The 17924-nt window shown below is 71.0% G+C and carries 14 protein-coding genes; 7 read left to right on the plus strand and 7 right to left on the minus strand.

From position 1 onward, the window contains the following. Nucleotides 1–2: 2 nt before the first annotated feature. The 4 genes from ACFHVL_RS03325 to metG all read right to left on the minus strand — a co-directional run bounded on the left by ACFHVL_RS03325 (nucleotide 3) and on the right by metG (nucleotide 3537). Complete coding sequence (locus ACFHVL_RS03325) at nucleotides 3–929, minus strand: TatD family hydrolase (protein WP_416625414.1); 927 nt, start codon at nucleotides 927–929, stop codon at nucleotides 3–5. A 40-nt stretch (nucleotides 930–969) separates the two neighbouring features. Continuing rightward, nucleotides 970–1209 carry a zinc ribbon domain-containing protein gene (locus ACFHVL_RS03330; RefSeq protein WP_416625416.1) on the minus strand — a complete coding sequence of 80 codons (240 nt, stop codon included), beginning with the start codon at nucleotides 1207–1209 and terminating at the stop codon, nucleotides 970–972. A 187-nt stretch (nucleotides 1210–1396) separates the two neighbouring features. Beyond that, the gene (locus ACFHVL_RS03335) at nucleotides 1397–1585 is read right to left on the minus strand and encodes a hypothetical protein (protein WP_416625418.1); all 189 of its coding nucleotides are present in this window, start codon (nucleotides 1583–1585) and stop codon (nucleotides 1397–1399) included. Nucleotides 1586–1734: 149 nt separating this feature from the next. Continuing rightward, entirely contained in the window at nucleotides 1735–3537 is a 1803-nt protein-coding gene (metG, locus tag ACFHVL_RS03340; RefSeq protein ID WP_416625420.1) for a methionine--tRNA ligase, read from the minus strand. Nucleotides 3538–3614: 77 nt separating this feature from the next. Between metG and ACFHVL_RS03345 the strand changes: the two genes are divergently transcribed. Together ACFHVL_RS03345 and ACFHVL_RS03350 are read left to right on the plus strand one after the other, a co-directional pair. Further along, nucleotides 3615–4565: a hypothetical protein gene (locus ACFHVL_RS03345; RefSeq protein ID WP_416625422.1), complete on the plus strand. Its 951-nt coding sequence runs from the start codon at nucleotides 3615–3617 to the stop codon at nucleotides 4563–4565. 19 nt (nucleotides 4566–4584) lie between these two features. Then, nucleotides 4585–6330: a dolichyl-phosphate-mannose--protein mannosyltransferase gene (locus ACFHVL_RS03350; RefSeq protein WP_416625423.1), complete on the plus strand. Its 1746-nt coding sequence runs from the start codon at nucleotides 4585–4587 to the stop codon at nucleotides 6328–6330. 351 nt (nucleotides 6331–6681) lie between these two features. Here ACFHVL_RS03350 and ACFHVL_RS03355 read toward each other — a convergent pair whose 3' ends face one another. From ACFHVL_RS03355 to ACFHVL_RS03365, 3 genes are read right to left on the minus strand one after another with little or no spacing between them, the layout of a single operon-like run. Next, complete coding sequence (locus ACFHVL_RS03355; RefSeq protein WP_416625425.1) at nucleotides 6682–8559, minus strand: PAS domain S-box protein; 1878 nt, start codon at nucleotides 8557–8559, stop codon at nucleotides 6682–6684. 51 nt (nucleotides 8560–8610) lie between these two features. Beyond that, nucleotides 8611–10191, minus strand: coding sequence for a sensor histidine kinase (locus tag ACFHVL_RS03360; protein ID WP_416625427.1), 1581 nt, complete (start codon nucleotides 10189–10191; stop codon nucleotides 8611–8613). Further along, entirely contained in the window at nucleotides 10191–10946 is a 756-nt protein-coding gene (locus ACFHVL_RS03365) for a response regulator transcription factor (protein WP_416625428.1), read from the minus strand. Before ACFHVL_RS03365 ends, ACFHVL_RS03360 begins: the two co-directional genes overlap by 1 nt. 221 nt (nucleotides 10947–11167) lie before the next feature. Between ACFHVL_RS03365 and ACFHVL_RS03370 the strand changes: the two genes are divergently transcribed. From ACFHVL_RS03370 to ACFHVL_RS03390, 5 genes are all read left to right on the plus strand, one after another. After that, nucleotides 11168–12067: a polyphosphate polymerase domain-containing protein gene (locus ACFHVL_RS03370; protein WP_416625430.1), complete on the plus strand. Its 900-nt coding sequence runs from the start codon at nucleotides 11168–11170 to the stop codon at nucleotides 12065–12067. A 6-nt stretch (nucleotides 12068–12073) separates the two neighbouring features. Next, nucleotides 12074–12751 carry a DUF4956 domain-containing protein gene (locus ACFHVL_RS03375; protein ID WP_416625432.1) on the plus strand — a complete coding sequence of 226 codons (678 nt, stop codon included), beginning with the start codon at nucleotides 12074–12076 and terminating at the stop codon, nucleotides 12749–12751. After that, nucleotides 12751–14283 (plus strand): CotH kinase family protein, encoded by a 1533-nt coding sequence (locus ACFHVL_RS03380; protein WP_416625434.1) that lies wholly within the window; start codon nucleotides 12751–12753, stop codon nucleotides 14281–14283. The genes ACFHVL_RS03375 and ACFHVL_RS03380 overlap by 1 nt, the downstream gene beginning before the upstream one ends. Before the next feature lie 66 nt (nucleotides 14284–14349). After that, nucleotides 14350–14748: a TIGR03618 family F420-dependent PPOX class oxidoreductase gene (locus tag ACFHVL_RS03385; RefSeq protein WP_416625436.1), complete on the plus strand. Its 399-nt coding sequence runs from the start codon at nucleotides 14350–14352 to the stop codon at nucleotides 14746–14748. A gap of 181 nt (nucleotides 14749–14929) precedes the next feature. Continuing rightward, nucleotides 14930–17908 (plus strand): glycine--tRNA ligase, encoded by a 2979-nt coding sequence (locus ACFHVL_RS03390; RefSeq protein ID WP_416625665.1) that lies wholly within the window; start codon nucleotides 14930–14932, stop codon nucleotides 17906–17908. Nucleotides 17909–17924 lie beyond the last annotated feature (16 nt).

Below are 17924 nucleotides of genomic sequence, written 5' to 3' on the forward strand. Positions count from 1 at the left end.
GGTCACCACGGGCCGAAGACGCGCTCGCCGGTCGCCGAGATCGCCGCGCAGAGCTCGTCGAGGTCGGCACCGGTGGTCTCGGCCAACGACCGGACGGTGTGCGGGATCAGGTAGGAGGCGTTCGGCCGGCCCCGGTGCGGCATCGGCGTCAGGTAGGGCGCGTCGGTCTCGACCAGGAGCTGGTCCAGTGGGGTCACCCCGGCCGCCGCCCGTAGCGCCGCCGCGTTGCCGAACGTCACCGTGCCGGCGAAGCTGAGCACGAAGCCACGGCGGACACACTCGGCGGCGAAGTCGGCGTCACCGGAGAAGCAGTGCATCACCACGGTGGCCGGTGCGCCTTCGTCGTCGAGCACCCGCAGCACGTCGGTGTGGGCGTCCCGATCGTGGATCACCAACGGTTTGCCGTACCGCTTGGCGATCGCGATGTGCGCCCGGAAGCTGGCCTCCTGCGCCGCCAGCCCGTCCGGTCCGGTCCGGAAGTGGTCCAGCCCGGTCTCCCCGACGCCGCGTACCCGGTCGGCGGCGGCCAGCGCCTCGATGCCGCGCAGCGCCTCGTCCAGGTCGGCCAGCCGGGGCGCCTCGTTGGGATGCAGCGCCACCGTGGCGACCACCGCCGGCACCCGCGCCGCCAGTTCGGCACCCCAGCGCGAGGAGTCCAGGTCGACGCCGACCTGGACCAGCCGGTCGACGCCGACCGCAGCGGCCCCGGCGACCAGGGTGGCGACCGGGTCGTCGCCGGTGTCCCGGCCAGGTGCGCCCGGTTCGGCGACGGTCAGGTCGAGGTGGGTGTGACTGTCGATCACCGGTACCGGCAGCGGCGCGGGTGCCGGCGGGAATTCACCGGTACGCCGGGCCGCCCGTTGCCGGCGGGTCTCAGCTGGCTGCTTGACTTCCTCCCCACGGCCGGGGCCGGGGGATTCCGACCTCACGGTCGGACCTTCCTGGTTCATCGACGACTGCCCTCCCACACTAGGTGCGGGCTGGTCTCACACCATCTCCGCAGGCCGACACGGCCAGCCCGGCCGCCAGAACCACCTTCGCCGCGTCTACAGCCCGGTCGTGGGTACTGCCGCACGGGCAGGTCCACGAGCGAACGTTCGACGACAGCCTGTTGCGCATCGCGCCGCACGTCGAGCACGTCTTCGACGAGGCCCGGTTGTTGGAGCCCTTGGCCTTGCGAGACAGCTCCCGCTGGGTCCTGGCCAGCACGACTACGGATCGAGGTCATCGTGGACAGCATCACACGCCCGGATTCAGGCGGTTCACCGACCCGCCCTCGGCGATGACATCCCTTGGTTACGAGCAGTTCAGGCGAGTGGGTAACGAGGCCACCACCTTCGGCGAAGTGACCGTGAGCTCTCCGCGCGACGGCGTCACGGACGCCCGGCCAGCGCCGTCACCCGCTGACCAGGTGGACGAGCTCGACGACGAAGTAGCCGGCGAAGCCCAACATGATCGCGCCGGACAGCCGGTCGAACCAGGCGATCGCCCGGAGCGTCAGATGGCGGCGGGCCTGGGCGGCCATCCCCGGTCCGTCCGGCGCGCCGACGGCGAGCTGACCGCCGGCGGTACGGACGGACCGCACGCCGAGGTAGGTGAGGAAGACAGCGCCGAAGACGAGCAGGGCCGACCGCCAGCCCCTGGTCGACGACGAAGACGTTCTGCGGGCCGATCGGCATGATCAGGCCGAGGCCGAGCAGCAGCCCACCCAGGTAGACAGCGACCACCGTCGGATCAGTGGTCGAGTCGGGCCAGCTCCTCGTCGACGATCGACTCGTCGAGCTTGCGGAACACCGGTTTGGGCGCGGCCAGCGGCCGGCCGGCCTCGATCGGCGCGGATTCCCACCGGGCACCCACCTGGTAGTCGCCGGTCAGGATCGGGTACGCCGGACCGCCGTCGAGGTCGTCCACCTCGACGATCCTCGGCATCGGCGCGTGTACGCCGGTGCCGCCGAGCAGCTCGTGGATCTGCTGGGCGGAGTGCGGCAGGAACGGGGTGAGCAGCGTGTTCGCGTCGGCGACCACCTGCAGGGCGACGTGCAGGATGGTGCCCATCCGGGGCTTGTCCGCGTCGGCCTTGAGCTTCCAGGGCGCCTGCTCGGAGAGGTAGCGGTTGGCCTCGGCGACCACCCGCATCGCCTCGCCGATGGCCTGCTTCTGCCGGTGCCGTTCGATCAGCGCCCCCACCGCGGCGAACCCGGCCCGGCCGGTTGCCAGCAGCGCCTCGTCGGCCTCGGTCAGCCCGGCCGGGTCGATCGGTGGGATGGCGCCGAAATTCTTGGCGGCCATCGAGATCGACCGGTTGACCAGGTTGCCCCAGCCGGCGACGAGTTCGTCGTTGTTGCGGCGGCGGAACTCGGCCCAGGTGAAGTCGGTGTCCTGGCTTTCCGGCCCGGCGACGGCGATGAAGTAGCGCAACGCGTCGGCGTCGTAGCGGGCCAGGAAGTCGCGGACGTAGATGACGACCTGACGCGAGGAGGAGAACTTGCGCCCCTCCATGGTGAGGAACTCGCTGGAGACCACCTCGGTCGGCAGGTTGAGCCGGCCGAGCTGGCCGGGCTCGCCGCCACGGCCGCCCTCGCCGGAGTAGCCGAGCAGCAGCGACGGCCAGATCACCGAGTGGAAGACGATGTTGTCCTTGCCCATGAAGTAGTAGGCGCGGGCGTCCTTGCCTTCGTCGTCCGTGGTCCACCAGCGCCGCCAGGCGTCCGGGTCACCCGATCGGCGGGCCCATTCGATCGAGGCGGACAGGTAGCCGATGACCGCGTCGAACCAGACGTAGATCCGTTTGTCGCCGCGCTCGCGCCAGCCCTCCAACGGGATCGGCACTCCCCACTCCAGGTCCCGGGTGATCGCCCGGGGCTGCAGGTCGTCGAGCAGGTTGCGGGAGAACCGCAGCACGTTGGGCCGCCAGCCGTCGCGCGAGTCGAGCCACTTGCCGAGTGCCTCGGCGAACGCCGGCAGGTCCAGGAAGAAGTGCTCGGTCTCGACGAAGTTCGGCGTCTCCCCGTTGATCTTCGAACGGGGGTTGATCAGCTGGACGGGGTCGAGCTGGTTGCCGCAGTTGTCGCACTGGTCGCCCCGGGCGGCGTCGTAGCCGCAGATCGGGCAGGTGCCCTCGATGTAGCGGTCGGGCAGGGTCCGCCCGGTGGACGGGGAGATCGCCCCGAGCGTGGTCTTCGCCACGATGTAGCCGTTGCGGTGCAGGGCCTCGAACAGCTCCTGGACCACCTGGTAGTGGTTACCGGTGGTGGTCCGGGTGAACAGGTCGTAGGAGAGCCCGAGTCCGTGCAGGTCCTCGACGATCACCCGGTTGTACCGGTCGGCCAGCTCCCGGGGCTTGAGCCCTTCGCGGTCGGCCTGCACCTGGATCGGCGTGCCGTGCTCGTCGGTGCCGGAAACCATGAGTACGTCGTGGCCGGCCATCCGCATGTACCGGCTGAACACGTCGGACGGAACGCCGAAGCCGGAAACGTGGCCGATGTGGCGGGGCCCGTTGGCATAGGGCCAGGCGACCGCCGCGAGAACGTGACTCATGGCCCCAGCCTAATGATTGTCACCGCCCGTACGCGAACGGGTTGACCAGCGGGACGAGTCGCCGAGGTAGGTCACCGATGCGCGACACGCCCGAGGGCTTCGCCCTGGCACCGCTGTCCGGGGTGTCAAATGACGAGGTGACCGGGGAATCAGCCGTACCGGAGTCTGGCGGAGATCGGGAGGCGGCGACGCCCACGCGGAAGGCGGCTGCCGAGCAGCCGCGGGTGCCGCAGCGCCGCACACCACCGCGACGAAAGGTGCCCAGCCCCTGGGCAGCACCCGGCCCGGAGGGCAGTTGGTGGCACGGCGGCACCACCAACCCGGCGCTCGGCTCGGCGCCGCACGTCCCACCCGTCCCGCTGCGCAAGGCCGCACCGGAGCCTGCGGCCGACGAAGATCTGGTGCCCGAATCCGAAGTGCCCCCGGCCCCGGCCGGGGCTCCCACCTCGGCACCCGCCCCGGCCGCAGCTCCCGCACGCGTCGTGCCGGTTGGCCGTACTCCGCCCCGGCAGGTGCCGGCGCGACGACGACGCCCGGCCCGGCGGCCGGCGACCGGGTTGAGCTGGATCCTGGTCGTCTGCGCGGCAGCGGCGTTTCTCGGCTGGGTCAGCGCCGAGCCGCTGTGGCTGGCCGTCGGCCGGGGTACGGCCGGCACCGCCACGGTGACCGGCTGCACCGGAGAGGGGCTGCGGCAACGGTGCCTCGGCGTGTTCGTCTCGCACACCGGTCTGACGGTCGACCCGGTCCGGTTGCTCGGCGTACCGCCGGCCGACGAGGCGGCGGACGACCGGTTCCCGGCGCGGATGCTGCACCACGAGCGGGACACCGCGTACGTCGACCCGGACCAGGTCGTCCTGCACCTGCGCTGGGTCGTCGGATGGGCGCTGATCCTGCTGCTGGGGGTGCTGCTGGTCTGGGGCAGCGGCGCGCGGCGACTGGCCACCGCCCCCGCCCGCCGGGGCGCGACGCTGGTGGCGTTGGCGGCGCCGACACTGCTGGGCGCGGGATTCCTGATCACCGGTTGGTGAGAGATATCGACGACTCGTGATGGCAGCTGGTGCCCGACGGTCCCCTAATCGGGGGTCGGCGGCCTACGATCACTGGGTGATCTCGGCGGCAGCTTCGGAAGCGACAAGCGGTGAGCCAGCGGCGGCGGGCGTGACGACTCGACCGGCCAGCCCGGCGGCCCTCGGCTCGACGGAAACCGACCCGACGGGCCGCAGCCGGTCCGACGGCGTCGACCCGACCGGCGGTGCCGCCGCGCACTCTGCCGGCGAGGGCGCCCTGCCGGCGGTGCTGCGGCGCCGACTGGCCCCGCTGGACAGCTGGCTGGAGCCGTGGTCGTGGCTGGCCACCGTCGTGGTCGTGGTGATCGCCGGGGTGCTGCGGCTGCTCAATCTGAGCCACCCGCCGGGCCTGATCTTCGACGAGGTCTACTACGCCAACGAAGGCAACGAACTGCTGGCGTACGGCTTCGAGTGGGACGAGACCAACAACACCCCCGCGTACGTGGTGCACCCACCCCTGGGTAAATGGATCATCAGTATCGGCATCCGTATCTTCGATTTCACCGAGTTCGGCTGGCGGATCTCCGCGGCGGTGACCGGCATCCTGATGGTCCTGATCATCACCAGGACGGCCCGGCGGCTGTTCCGCTCCACCGCCCTCGGCTGCGCCGCCGGGTTGCTGCTCGCCCTGGACGGATTCCATCTGGTGCTGTCCCGCACCGCGCTGCTCGACATCTTCCTGGCCTTCTTCGTGCTCGCCGGGTTCGCCGCGCTGGTGGTCGATCGCGACTGGACCCGCCGCCGTTGGCTGCGGGCCATCGACAATGGGCTCGACCCCAGCCAGCCGGGCCGGGCGGGCCGTCCGCCGTTCGGCGTGCCGTGGTGGCGGCTGCTCGCGGCGGTTCTGCTCGGCTGTGGGCTGGCGGTCAAGTGGAGCGCGCTGTGGTTCATTCCGGTCTTCGGCCTGCTGGTGCTGCTCTGGGAGGTCGGTGCCCGCCGGTCGGCCGGGGTCCGCCGACCGTGGCGCGACACGGTCGTCGACGAAGCTGGCTGGTTCGTGCTCTGCGCAGGGCTGATCCTCGGCACGTACATCGTCAGCTGGTCCGGCTGGCTGGGGACCGACGGCGGCTACCTGCGGCACTACCGGGCGGACAACGGCATGTCGGAGCCGCCGTTCCTCGGCGCACTGCAGAACCTGTGGCACTACCACACCCAGGCGTACGGCTTCCACAGCACTTTGGAGACCGAACACCGCTACCAGTCGTGGCCGTGGCAATGGCTGCTGTTGGGCCGACCGGTCGCCTTCCACTGGACCGACCAGGCCGCCTGCGGCGCGCCCAGCTGCGCCGAGGAGGTGCTGTTGCTGGGTACGCCGCTGCTGTGGTGGTCGTTCCTGCCCGCGCTGGCGGCGCTGCTCTGGCTCGGTGTCGCACGGCGCGACTGGCGGGCCGGGGCGATCCTGGCCGGGGCCGGGGCCGGTCTGTTGCCCTGGTTCTACTACGCCGCCGACGACCGGACGATGTTCTCCTTCTACACCGCTCCGGCGCTGCCGTTCCTCGTGCTGGCGGTGACCTACGTCCTCGGCGCGATCGTGACGCCGTACGGCCAGCCGGCGGTCTCGGATCCGACTGGCAGTGATCGTCGGATGGTGGGTGCGGTGATCGTTGGCGCGTACCTGCTGCTGGTCGCGATCTGCTTCGCGTACTTCTATCCGATCTTCGTCGGCGAGGCGCTGCCGTACGAGGACTGGTCGTCGCGGATGTGGTTGGGCGGCCGCTGGATCTGAGCCGGCGGCCCCGGTGAAACCGGGCGGTGCAGCGGACTCGGGTCAGCCGATCATGGACTGAAGGCCGCCCTGTGTCCTCTGTGCCTTTCGGCGGCGGGCAGCTCCGCAGACCAGTAGGGACGAAGCGGCGGCAGGGTGTCAGTCACAGAAAAGCGCGCCCCGATCGCCTGCCACGGGGGAAGCGGGCGATAGGGGCGCGCAAGAAAATATTAACCAGGCGGGGCCGGGTGACACAACGGGCCAGCGGCGGGATGTTTGACCTTCCGCACTGGCCGGCACAACAGCCGAAAGCAATAATTTTGGACAAGTCCTAATATTACCGGATCTAGGTAGCGCGCTAACCGTCAGCTGTCACCGGAACCGGTGCCGCAGGCTGCGCCGGTTCTGGCCCGGTGCGCTGCGGTCGAGCCGCCGCCGCGCCAGCTCGGAATCCCGCCGCCGCTGGTCCGCCAGATCGCTCATGGTCAGCACCAGCCCGCGGACACCCTGCACCTGGCGCAGATCCCGACAGCGGACCTCCAGCAGCACGTGGCTGCCGTCTGGACGGCGCAACACCCACTGGGCACCCGCCGCCGACCCGTCGTCCCGTTCGCCGGCCTCGGCCAGCAGCCGGATCATCTGCGGCTGGTCGTCCGGGTGCAGCACGTCGTGCCAGTCGGCGAGAATCTGCGGCTCGACCCCCAGCAGCTGGCCGCAGGGCGGACTGGCATAACGGACGCGCCCGTCCGAGCCAATGATCATCACGGCGTCGCCGGTGCTGCCGGCGACCAGGTTGAGGTACCGGTCCCGGTCCCGGCGGGCCGACTCCTCAGTGGCCGCCATCCGGTGCAGGGCCAGCGCGGCCTGGCCGGCGAGCACCTCGATCGCGTCCTGGCTGGCGGTCAACACACCGTCGGTGGCCGTCACCAGCAGCGCCGTGCCGGAGCCCGCCGACGGAGCCGGGGCCGCGAGCGAGGCCACCAGGGTAGCCGGGGCCGATCCGAGGCGACTCGCCAACTCCGGATGCAGCAGCCGGGTCGGAACGACCCGGCAACGGCGTCGGGCCGCGTCGACCGGCAACCGGTGACCGATCACGACCTGCGGTTGCCAACCGGCCCACGCCTCGACGTCGACCTGGTCGGCGCCGGACTCGACCGCCGGGGGATAGATCGCGAACACCAGCTCGTGTCGGGTCTTCGGGGGCAACAACCGGGCGACGGACCAGCGCAGCGCGTCAGCCACCTCCACTGTGGTGGTGGCCGACAGCAGCCGGGTTCCCGCCGCCCGCAGCGAACGTTCCCGATGCACGGCGTCACGGTGCCCGGCGACCGAGTCGGCGACCCGGGTCACCGCGAGCAGCGTGGTCAGCCCGGCGACCGCCGCGGCGACCAGTCCATCGGCCAGGTCAGCCGGACCGTCGGTGAACGCCTGGATCGCCAGCAGAACCGGCACCGTCAGGCAGGTCAACGTGACCAGGCCGATCCGCATCGCGGCGATGTCCTGCGGACGCGGATCCGCCGGCGTGGCCAACCGCGCCATGTTCGGGTGCAAGGCGGCGACGCCCCAGCTCAGGTAAAACGCGTACCAGCCGAGCTCCGCCGGGCCGCCCGGCTGCCAACCGGCACCCAGCTCCGCCACGGCGTAGCACACGTCGGAGACGAGCATCCCGGTCGCGCCGACGGTCAACGCGATCACTGTCGGGTCCCGCCAGGCGGCGGCCGTCAGTCGCAGCATCACCACCACGACGAGCACCCCACCGATGCTGTGCACCACCCGCAGCGCCTTCTCCGGTGCCGGCAGGTCCACATCGGCCAACACCGGTGCCACCACCAGCATCCAAGTGATCAGCCCGGTAACGAGGACCAGCACCAGGGTGTCCAGCAGGCCGGAACGGTCACGCAGCGCCACCGTCATGCGGGTCAGGCTGAGTACGCCGGCCGCCAGCAGCCCGAACGTGGCGAGGTAGGCGATGTCGGCCAGGACTGCCAGCGGCTCACCGACCGTGTCCGCCGCCCGGATCGACAGCTCGTAGCAGACGTCGCCGATCGCCAACGTCGAAACGCCGCCGGCCAGCAACAACCACGGACGGCGGCGGGGTGGCCGGTGCCGGCGAATCCCCCAGCCGACGGCGACCACGCTGAGTACGCCGATCAGCCCCCACCACAGCGCGGCACCGGCCGGCGCCACGAACACCGCGACCCCGAGGGCAGCCTGCACCGCGAGGTAGCCGGTCAGTACGCGCCGGGGCAACTGAACTCCTCGAGTCTCCGGCCGGCCACAGCGGACCGCGCACCGACCCGGTTACAGCATGGGGGCCGCCGAGGGCCGGCACAACAGCGAAACCGGCAGCAGTACGCGAAACACCGCGCCGCCGCCGGGTCGTTCGAACAGCTCGATCCGCCCGCCGTGGCTGTCCACAATGGCCGCAGCGATGGCGAGCCCAAGCCCGGATCCGCCGCCCCTGGCCCGGGTGCGGCTCGGTTCCACCCGGTAGAGCCGCTCGAAGATCCGGCTGGCGTGCGCCGCCGGTACGCCGGGGCCGTCGTCGGCCACCTCGAACACCGCCAGCGAGACGTGCGCCGGCAGGTCCCGGCCGACCGCGGCGATCCGCCGACCCGGCGGTACGGCGCCGGACGATGGCAAGCACCCCACCCGGACGGTCACCTCGGCGCCCGGTCCGGTGTGCTGCAACGCGTTCGCCACCAGGTTGGCCGCCACCTGGCGCAGTTCCGGTTCGTCGCCGGGCACCGAGACCGGCTGCAGGTCAGGGGTGGCCACGGTGCCGGACTCGGCCGGGGCGAACCGGACCGTACGATTCGGCGCCCTGGCGTGCGCGTCGCGGACCGTGTCGGCGGCGACGGCGAGCAGGTCGACCGGTCGCCGTACCGGCACCCGACGCTGGTCCAGCCGACTCAGCAGCAGCAGGTCTTCGACCAGCAGACCCATCCTGGCCGCCTCGGCCTCGATCCGACGCATCGCCTCGTCGAGTTCGGGACCCGGGGCCGCCCCGCCGCGCCGGTACAACTCGGCGAAGCCGCGGATCGAGGTGAGCGGGGTACGCAGCTCGTGCGAGGCGTCCGCGACGAATTGACGCAGCCGCTGTTCGGAGGCGGTACGGGCGGCGACCTCGGCCTCGATCCGGTCGAGCATCGAGTTCAGCGCCCCACCGAGACGACCGACCTCGGTGTGCGGGTCGGCGTCGTCGACCACCCGCCGGGACAGATCACCGGCGGTGATCTCGGCCGAGATCTGTTCCATCCGGGTCAGCGGCCGCAGCCCGAGCCGCACCGTCGCCGCCGCGACCATGCCGAGCAACAGCAGGATCATCAGCACCACGACGACGTCGATGACCAGCAGGGTGTCGGCGGTGGCGTCCACCTGGCGCAGCGAGACAGCGGCCACCGTGACTCCCCCGTCGGCGCGGGCGATGGCGAGCACCCGCCACGAGCCGTCGCCGTCAACCGCCGGCACGGTGAACGGCCGCCCGGCGGCGGCGGCCTCGACCAGGGTCGCGAAGTCGTCGAGCTCCGGCGGGGACATCTCCGGATCGGAGGAGAACTCCTCCGCAGAGGAGCCGTCCGCCTCGTACAACCTGACCAGTTGGGCGGGCTGCAGCGCCGGCCCGGGGAACATCCGTGGCCGTCGCCCGTCGGAGTCGAGCGATGGCGGGGCGGCTCCGGCGAACGGCCGGCCCATCGACGACAGCTGCTCGTCGATCCGGTCGGTGAGGCTACGTCGGAGCAGAATCAGGCCGGCCGAGTTGGCCAGGACCAGCGCGACGGCGGTGAGCACCGCGGTCGCCAGCACCAGCCGGGACCGCAAGGTCCAGTGCGACCACCGACGCGGGCGCAGGGCCCGGTGCGACCACCGACGGCGCCGCATCAGCCGTCGACCGCCCGGGGCAGCCGCAGCGTGTAGCCGACGCCGCGAACGGTGTGGATCAGTGCCGGCTCGTGCTGGTCAATCTTCTTGCGCAGGTAGTAGACGTACGACTCGACGATACGCCCGTCACCGCCGAAGTCGTAGCTCCACACCCGGTCGAGGATCTGGCTCTTGCTGAGCACCCGGCCGGCGTTGACCATCAGGTACCGCAACAGTTTGAACTCGGTCGGTGACAGGTCGACGCGCCGACCGGCCCGGCGCACCTCGTAGGCGTCCTCGTCGAGCTCCAGGTCGGCGTAGCACAGCACCCGGCCGGCGGACTCCGGCACGGTCGCGACGCCGCTGCGCCGCAGGATCGCCTGGATTCGCAGCACCACCTCCTCCAGGCTGAACGGCTTGCTGACGTAGTCGTCGGCCCCGACGGTCAGCCCGGCGATCCGGTCCTGCACCGCGTCGCGGGCGGTCAGGAACAGCACCGGTACGTGTCGACGACCGCCCCGGCGCATCGTGCGGGCCACCTCGAAACCGTCGATGTCCGGCATCATCACGTCGAGGACCACCAGGTCCGGGTCGAACTCCTCGACCGCGACCAGCGCTGCCCGGCCACCGTCGACGACCCGTACATCGAACCGGATCAGGCGCAGCGTGGCGGCGAGCAGGGCGCCGATGTTCGGCTCGTCGTCGACCACCAGGATCCGGGGCGGCCGGTCGGGTCCGGTGCCGGTCGGGTGCTCGGTCGCGGCTGATGAGGACATTCCCTATGAATACCGGCCGTGCCTCGGAGCCGGCTGGGAGCCGGCTGTGGATACCCGGTCAGTCGCCCGCTACCGCCCGGACCGCCGGTCACCTCGCGTACCTCCAGTCGGACGCCTCCGTGCACCTCTAGTTTGCAGTTCGTTCCGCGGTTGTTCTGATCTGCGTGGTGTCTCCTCACCTTCGCACCGAATCCGCCCTACCCGAAGGTGAGGACCTGCCTATGCGCCCCGAATCGGCGGCACCGACAGCGACCCGTCCCGGAGCTGAATCCGGAGCTGAACGGGCCGGACATGCCCTGCGTGGTGCCACCCGGTTGCACGCCTTCAACCGGTACGAGATCAAGTACCTCGTCGACAACGCGGCGGTGCCCGCGCTGCGCGAGCGGCTCGCCCGCCGACTCGGCCGCGACAGCCACGCCGGGGTCGGCGGGTACGGGGTGTGGAGCGTCTACTACGACACCGACGACCTGCGCTTCTACTGGGAGAAGATCGAAGGTCTGCGGTTCCGGCGCAAGATCCGGATCCGGCACTACGGCGACCGGACCGGCATCGACGACGACACGACCGTGTACGTGGAGATCAAGCAGCGGGTCAACCGGGTGACCCAGAAGCGGCGGATCGCCGTGCCGTACCGGCTCGCCCGTCAGCTCTGCGACGCCCGCGCGATGATCGAACACTCCGAGCCGCAGCGGGCCTTCGTGCAGGAGGTGCTCGGGCTGGTCAGTCGGCTGGACCTGCGTCCGACGGCAATCACCGGCTACCAGCGGCAGGCGTTCGTCGGCTCCGGCGCCGACCTGGGGCTGCGGGTCACTCTGGACACCCGGGTACGCGGCCGCGACCGGGACTTCCACCTGGGCGCCGACGCCGAGAACCGGTTCATCGTGCCGCCGTCGCGTTCGATCATGGAGGTGAAGGCGAACGAACGGGTCCCGTACTGGCTGACCGACCTCGCCGCCGAGGCCAACCTGTCGGTGGTCCGGGTCAGCAAGTACTGCCAGAGCGTGGAGGTGTTCGGCCGGGCACCCCGGTCGGTGTTCCACGTGCCAGACGACGAACCCGCACCGGTCGTCGACCGGTCGGGCCACGAACTGCTCACCACCGGCGCATCGGCGAAGGACTGAATCGACGTGGAAATCACCTTCCAGGACCTGTCCAGCACGTTCAGCCTGGGCGACATCGCCGCGTCCCTCGCGCTGTCGTTCGTGCTCAGCGCGATCATCGGCTGGGTCTACCGGGCCACCCACCGCAACGTCTCGTACAGCCAGTCGTACGTACAGACTTTGATCATCCTCGGCATGCTGATCTCGTTGATCATGCTGGTCGTCGGTTCCAACATCGCGCGGGCGTTCGCGCTGGTCGGAGCGCTGTCGGTGGTCCGCTTCCGCAACGCGATCAAGGAAACCCGCGACGTCGGCTTCATCTTCCTGGTGATGGGCATCGGGATGGCCTGCGGCACCCGGTTCTACCTGCTCGCGGTGATCGCGACGGTCGCCATCTGCCTGATCATCGTGGTGATGGACCGCTTCGACTGGTTCGCGCTCAACGTGCAACGGCAGGTGGTCAAGGTGCAGGTGCCGCCGGACGGCGACCACACCCAGGGCATCCAGGACGTGCTGCTGCGGCTGACCTCCGAGTTCGAGCTGGTGAGCATGGAATCGATCCGGGGCGGAGCGTTGACCGAGTTGATGTACACGGTCCGGCTGAAGAAGGGTTCCGAACCCGGTGAGTTGATCGCGGCGTTGAGTGAGCTGACCGCCGGGCAGCGGGTCACCGTACTCACCGGCTACGACCAGACGGACCTGTGATGGCCCGACGACGACTGCGACATCGGATCCCGGTCCGCGTTCGGCACAACTACCGGCTGCTGGCCGCCTGCGCGACCTTCCTGCTGGTGATCACGGTCGTGCTGGGCAGTACTCGGATCCGGCCCTACGTCACCAGCGCGGCCGACAGCGCGACGAGTGTGGTCACGATCGACATCGCCGGCACCGTCGACCTGTTCGACTCGACGGTGGCACACGAGTTCTCGTTGGTCTTCCGCGACGACGACTACCAACGGCTGCTCGACGCCTACTTCGACGACGGCGAGAAGGAGTACCTGGCGGCCGACCTCGTCGTCGACGGGACGGCGATTCCGAGCGTGGGCATCCGGCTCAAGGGCAACTCCACGCTGAGCGGACTGACCCGCGACGGGGAAACCGCCCAGCGTACCGGCGGCCAGTTCGGCGGGGGCGAAGGCCCGCCCGGCGGTGGTGAAGGCCGGTTCGGTGGCGGCCGGCAGTTCGGTGGCGGTCAGGGCCAGCCCGGCGGCGCGCCGCAGGGCGGCAACGGGCCCGGTGGTGGCATGGGCATGGGCATGGGCATGGCCGGGCTCGCGGCCGAGGAGCCGGAGACCCTTCCCTGGTTGATCAGCTTCGACGAGTTCGTCGACGGCCGGCGCTACCAGGGGCTGCAGGAGGTCGCGGTGCGCGTCGGCGGGATGGGCGGCGGTGCCGCCGTCGCCAACGAGGCGTTGGCGCTGTCCCTGCTGGCCACCGCCGCAATGACCACCCAGCGGTACGCGTACACCTCGTTCACTGTCAACGACCGGCCGACCACCGCCCGACTCGTCGTCGAACACCCGGACGAGCAGTACGCCGCCGGGGTCGGCACAAGCGGGGTGCTCTACAAGTCGCTGGCTTCCGGGTCGTTCGACTACCAGGGCGAGGATCTGGTCGAGTACCAGGACGACTTCAAGCAGATCAATCTGACCGGCAGTCAGGACCTGCAGCCGGTGATCAACCTGATCCGCTGGTTGTCCGAGGCCTCGGACGAGGAGTTCGACGCCGAACTGGCCGACCATGTCGACGTCGAGTCCTTCGCCCGCTACGTCGCCGCGCAGAACCTGCTGCTCAACTTCGACGACATGGCCGGCCCGGGGCGCAACTACTACCTGTACCACGACCTGGATACCCGCAAGTTCACGGTGATCAGCTGGGACCACAACCTGACGTTCAGCGGCGACGCCACGTCCGGGCCGCACGACGCCATCGGCATGGGTGGCCTCGGCCGGCCTGCCACCGTGGGGGAAGGCGGCGGGCCGGGGGGCCGCATGACGGGGCACCCGCTCAAGGAGCGTTTCCTGGCCAGCGAGGCGTTCACCGAGGTGTACGAGGCCGCGTACCGCGATCTCTACCAGCAGATGTACGCCAGCGGCGCGGCGACTGCCACGCTGGACGGCCTGGCCGCCGTCCTGACCACCATCGACGGCCAGGACGCTCAGGCGGCGACCGAGGAACTCGACCAACTGCGGGCTCTAATCACCGAGCGCATCGAAAGCCTGCGTGACCAGCTCTGAGGGCGGGTTCCGACCGTAGAGTGGCCGTAGCACCCCGACCGCCGCGTCAGCAGAGAGGATCCACCGATGGCGAAGCCCCCGTTGCCGCAGCATCTGATCGAGATGTTGGAACGGCCAAATCCGGCGGTGATGGGCACGGTGAATCCGGCCGGGGCGCCAGTGACCGTGGCGACCTGGTATCGGTGGATCGACGGCCGGGTGCTGCTCAACCTCGACGCCAGCCGCAAACGGTTGGCGCATCTGCGGACGGATCCACGGGTGTCGCTGACCGTGCTCGACGACGAGTCCTGGTATCGGCACGTCAGTCTGCACGGCAGCGTCACCCTGGTCGACGACCCCGACCTGGCCGACATCGACCTGCTGGCGCGGCACTACACCGGGGACCCGTACCCGAGCCGGGAGAGCCCACGGGTCTCGGCGTGGCTCGCCGTGGACAGCTACCACGCGTGGGGCCTGAAAGGCTGACCGGCGTTCGGCGGGACCAGTGCGTTCGGCCGGGCCTGGGCAGGGACGACTACCGGCCGTTCGGCCGTCCTCGGCGGGGCAAATAGAATGGCCCGGAATCATCCGCCGCCGGTCCGGGCCGCTCGACCCGCCGGCCGTTCCCGACCTGGGGACTCCGACCTGGGGAGTAATCGTGCTGACGATGCAGGACGCGCTGGCCCGCCTCGCGGCGTACTGGGCCGAGCAGGGCTGCCTGACGGTCCAGCCGATGAACACCGAGGTCGGCGCCGGCACGCTGAACCCGGCTACCTTCCTGCGGGTGCTCGGGCCGGAGCCGTGGCGGGTCGCGTACGTCGAGCCGTCGGTGCGCCCTGATGACTCCCGCTACGGGGAGAACCCGAACCGGGTGCAGACCCACACCCAGTTCCAGGTGATCCTCAAGCCGGAGCCGGGCGACGCGCAGGAGCTCTACCTGGGCAGTCTGGCCGCACTCGGCATCGACGTGGCCGCACACGACGTGCGCTTCGTCGAGGACAACTGGGCGTCGCCGGCGCTCGGCGCCTGGGGGCTGGGCTGGGAGGTGTGGCTGGACGGGCTGGAGATCACCCAGTTCACCTACTTCCAGCAGGCCGGCGGGATCAACCTGGACGTGCCGTCGGTCGAGATCACCTACGGCATCGAGCGGATCATGATGGCGCTGCAGGGCGTGCGCCACTTCAAGGAGATCGAGTACGCCCCCGGCGTCTCCTATGGCGAGATCTTCGGCCCGGGCGAGTACGAGATGTCGCGCTACTACCTCGACGACGCCGACGTCGCCACCAACCGGCAGCTGCTGGACCTGTACGCCGCCGAGGCGCAACGGATGATCGACGCCGGGCTGCCGGTGCCGGCGCACACCTTCGTCCTCAAGTGTTCGCAGGCGTTCAACGTGCTCGACTCCCGGGGTGCGGTCTCCACCGCGGAGCGGGCCACCGAGTTCGCCCGGATGCGCCGGTTGGCCGGCGAGGTGGCCCAGCTGTGGGTCCGCCGCCGCGAGGAGCTCGGTCACCCGCTCGGGGTGGTGTCGCCGTCGCCGGCCGGGCAGGCCGACCGGTCGGCCGCGCCGCCCGCTGAGTCCGGCCCGACCCGACAGCTGGTGTTCGAGATCGGCACTGAGGAGATGCCGCCAGCGGAGGTGCGCTCGGGCCGCCAGCAGCTGGCCAAGCTGGTCACCGACCGGCTGGCCGCGACCCGGCTGGCCCACGGTGCGGTCCAGGTGCTGGCCACCCCGCGCCGGCTGGTCGCGGTCGTCGACGCGGTCGCCGCCCGCGAGGCCGACCACACCCGCACGGTACGCGGCCCGAAGGTCGCCGCCGGGTTCCGCCCGGACGGCACGCCCACCCCGGCCGCCGCCGGTTTCGCCCGGTCCCAGGGCGTCGAGGTGGCCGAGTTGGCCCAGGTCGAGATCGGTGGCGTACCGCATCTGGCGGTGCTGCGTGACGAGCCCGGCCGCCCGGCGGTGGAGGTCCTCACCGAGGTCCTCGCCGGGGTGGTGACCGGCCTGCGGTCGGCGAAGAACATGCGGTGGCGGGATCCGCAGCTGGCGTTCACCCGACCGGTCCGCTGGCTGCTCGCCCTCTGGGGTGGGCAGGTGGTGCCGGTCGAGGTGTCCACCCTGGCCGCCGGCCGGACCACCCGGGTGCACCGCACCGCCGCCGCGCCGACGGTCGAGGTGTCCGACGCGGAGAGCTACCTGGCCACGGTGCGCGACGCCGGTATCGTCGTCGACCCGGACGAACGCCGCGCGATCATCTCGGCGGCGACCGACGAGTTGTCCACCACTGTCGCCGGGCAGGTCGATCTGGCCGCCGAGGCGGGTCTGCTCACTCAGGTCGTCGACCTGGTCGAGCAGCCGACGCCGCTGCTGGGCGCCTTCGAGCAGCGCTACCTGGAGTTGCCGGAGGCGGTGCTGGCGACGGTGATGCGCAAGCACCAGCGGTATCTGCCCGTGCGCGACGCCGACGGGGCGCTGCTGCCGCATTTCGTGGCGGTCGCCAACGGCGTGATCGACGCCGACCTGGTCCGGGCCGGCAACGAGGCGGTGCTGCGCGCCCGCTATGAGGACGCGGCCTTCTTCTACCGCGCCGACCGGGCCGTCGGGCTGGCCGAGCTGCGGTCCCGGTTGAGCCGGTTGACCTTCACCGACAAGCTGGGGTCGATGGCGGACCGGGCCGACCGGATCGCCGCGCTGGCCGGCGAGCTGGCCAGCATGATCAACGTGTCGGCGGCCGACCGGCGGACGTTGCTGCGCGGTGCCGAGCTGGTCAAGTTCGACCTGGGTTCGCAGATGGTCACCGAGATGACCAGCCTCGCCGGGGTGATGGCCCGGGACTACGCCGAGCACGCCGGTGAGCCGGCGGCGGTCGCCCAGGCGATCTTCGAGGCCGAGTTGCCGCGCAGCACCGGTGACCAGCTGCCGCAGACCCTGCCCGGCGGGCTGCTGTCGCTGGCCGACCGGCTCGACCTGGTGACCGGGCTGGCCGCCACCGTCGGGTTGCCGACCGGCAGCAGTGATCCGTTCGCCATCCGACGAGCGGTGCTGGGCCTGCTGGCGGTGCACCGCGCCCAGCCGGGGCTGGCCGGGATCTCGCTGACCGCAGGGCTCGCGGCGGCGGCCCGGTTGCAGCCGGTCGAAGTCGACGACCGGGTGCTCGCCGAGATCGCCGAGTTCCTGACCCGCCGGGTCGAGCAGTTGCTGACCGAGGAGGGCCAGCCGGTGGACCGGGTGCGGGCGGTGCTGCCGCACGCCGACCGGCCGCACCTGATGGACCGGCTGCTGGCCCAGCTGGACCGGCTGCTGGCCGACGAGCAGTTCCGGGCGCTGGCCGAGGCGTTGCAGCGGGCCCGGCGGATCGTGCCGGCCGAGGTCGCCGCCGAGTACGATCCGGCGCTGCTCACCGAGCCGGCCGAGGTGCGCCTGCACGAGGTGGTCAAGCAGGTGCAGACCGACCTGGACCACGGCGCCGATCTGGGCCGGTTCACCGAGATCGCCGGTGCGCTGACCGGCCCGGTGAACGACTTCTTCGACGACGTGTTCGTAATGGCCGAGGACCCGAGGTTGCGGCAGGCGCGGTTGGGCCTGCTCGCCACCGTCGCGGCGCTGGCCGCAGACGTGCTCGACTGGCCGCAGCTGCGGATGTGACACCGATTCGGGGTCG

The sequence above is a fragment of the Micromonospora sp. LOL_023 genome (assembly GCF_048060115.1).
GTDB lineage: Bacteria > Actinomycetota > Actinomycetes > Mycobacteriales > Micromonosporaceae > Micromonospora_E.

Excerpts from the sequence above, each read along its gene's own strand:
- metG (WP_416625420.1), bottom strand. The coding sequence starts at position 3,537 with ATGAGTCACGTTCTCGCGGCGGTCGCCTGGCCCTATGCCAACGGGCCC.
- ACFHVL_RS03345 (WP_416625422.1), top strand. The coding sequence starts at position 3,615 with ATGCGCGACACGCCCGAGGGCTTCGCCCTGGCACCGCTGTCCGGGGTG.
- ACFHVL_RS03350 (WP_416625423.1), top strand. The coding sequence starts at position 4,585 with ATGGCAGCTGGTGCCCGACGGTCCCCTAATCGGGGGTCGGCGGCCTAC.
- ACFHVL_RS03360 (WP_416625427.1), bottom strand. The coding sequence starts at position 10,191 with ATGCGGCGCCGTCGGTGGTCGCACCGGGCCCTGCGCCCGCGTCGGTGG.
- ACFHVL_RS03365 (WP_416625428.1), bottom strand. The coding sequence starts at position 10,946 with ATGTCCTCATCAGCCGCGACCGAGCACCCGACCGGCACCGGACCCGAC.
- ACFHVL_RS03370 (WP_416625430.1), top strand. The coding sequence starts at position 11,168 with ATGCGCCCCGAATCGGCGGCACCGACAGCGACCCGTCCCGGAGCTGAA.
- ACFHVL_RS03380 (WP_416625434.1), top strand. The coding sequence starts at position 12,751 with ATGGCCCGACGACGACTGCGACATCGGATCCCGGTCCGCGTTCGGCAC.
- ACFHVL_RS03385 (WP_416625436.1), top strand. The coding sequence starts at position 14,350 with ATGGCGAAGCCCCCGTTGCCGCAGCATCTGATCGAGATGTTGGAACGG.
- ACFHVL_RS03390 (WP_416625665.1), top strand. The coding sequence starts at position 14,930 with ATGCAGGACGCGCTGGCCCGCCTCGCGGCGTACTGGGCCGAGCAGGGC.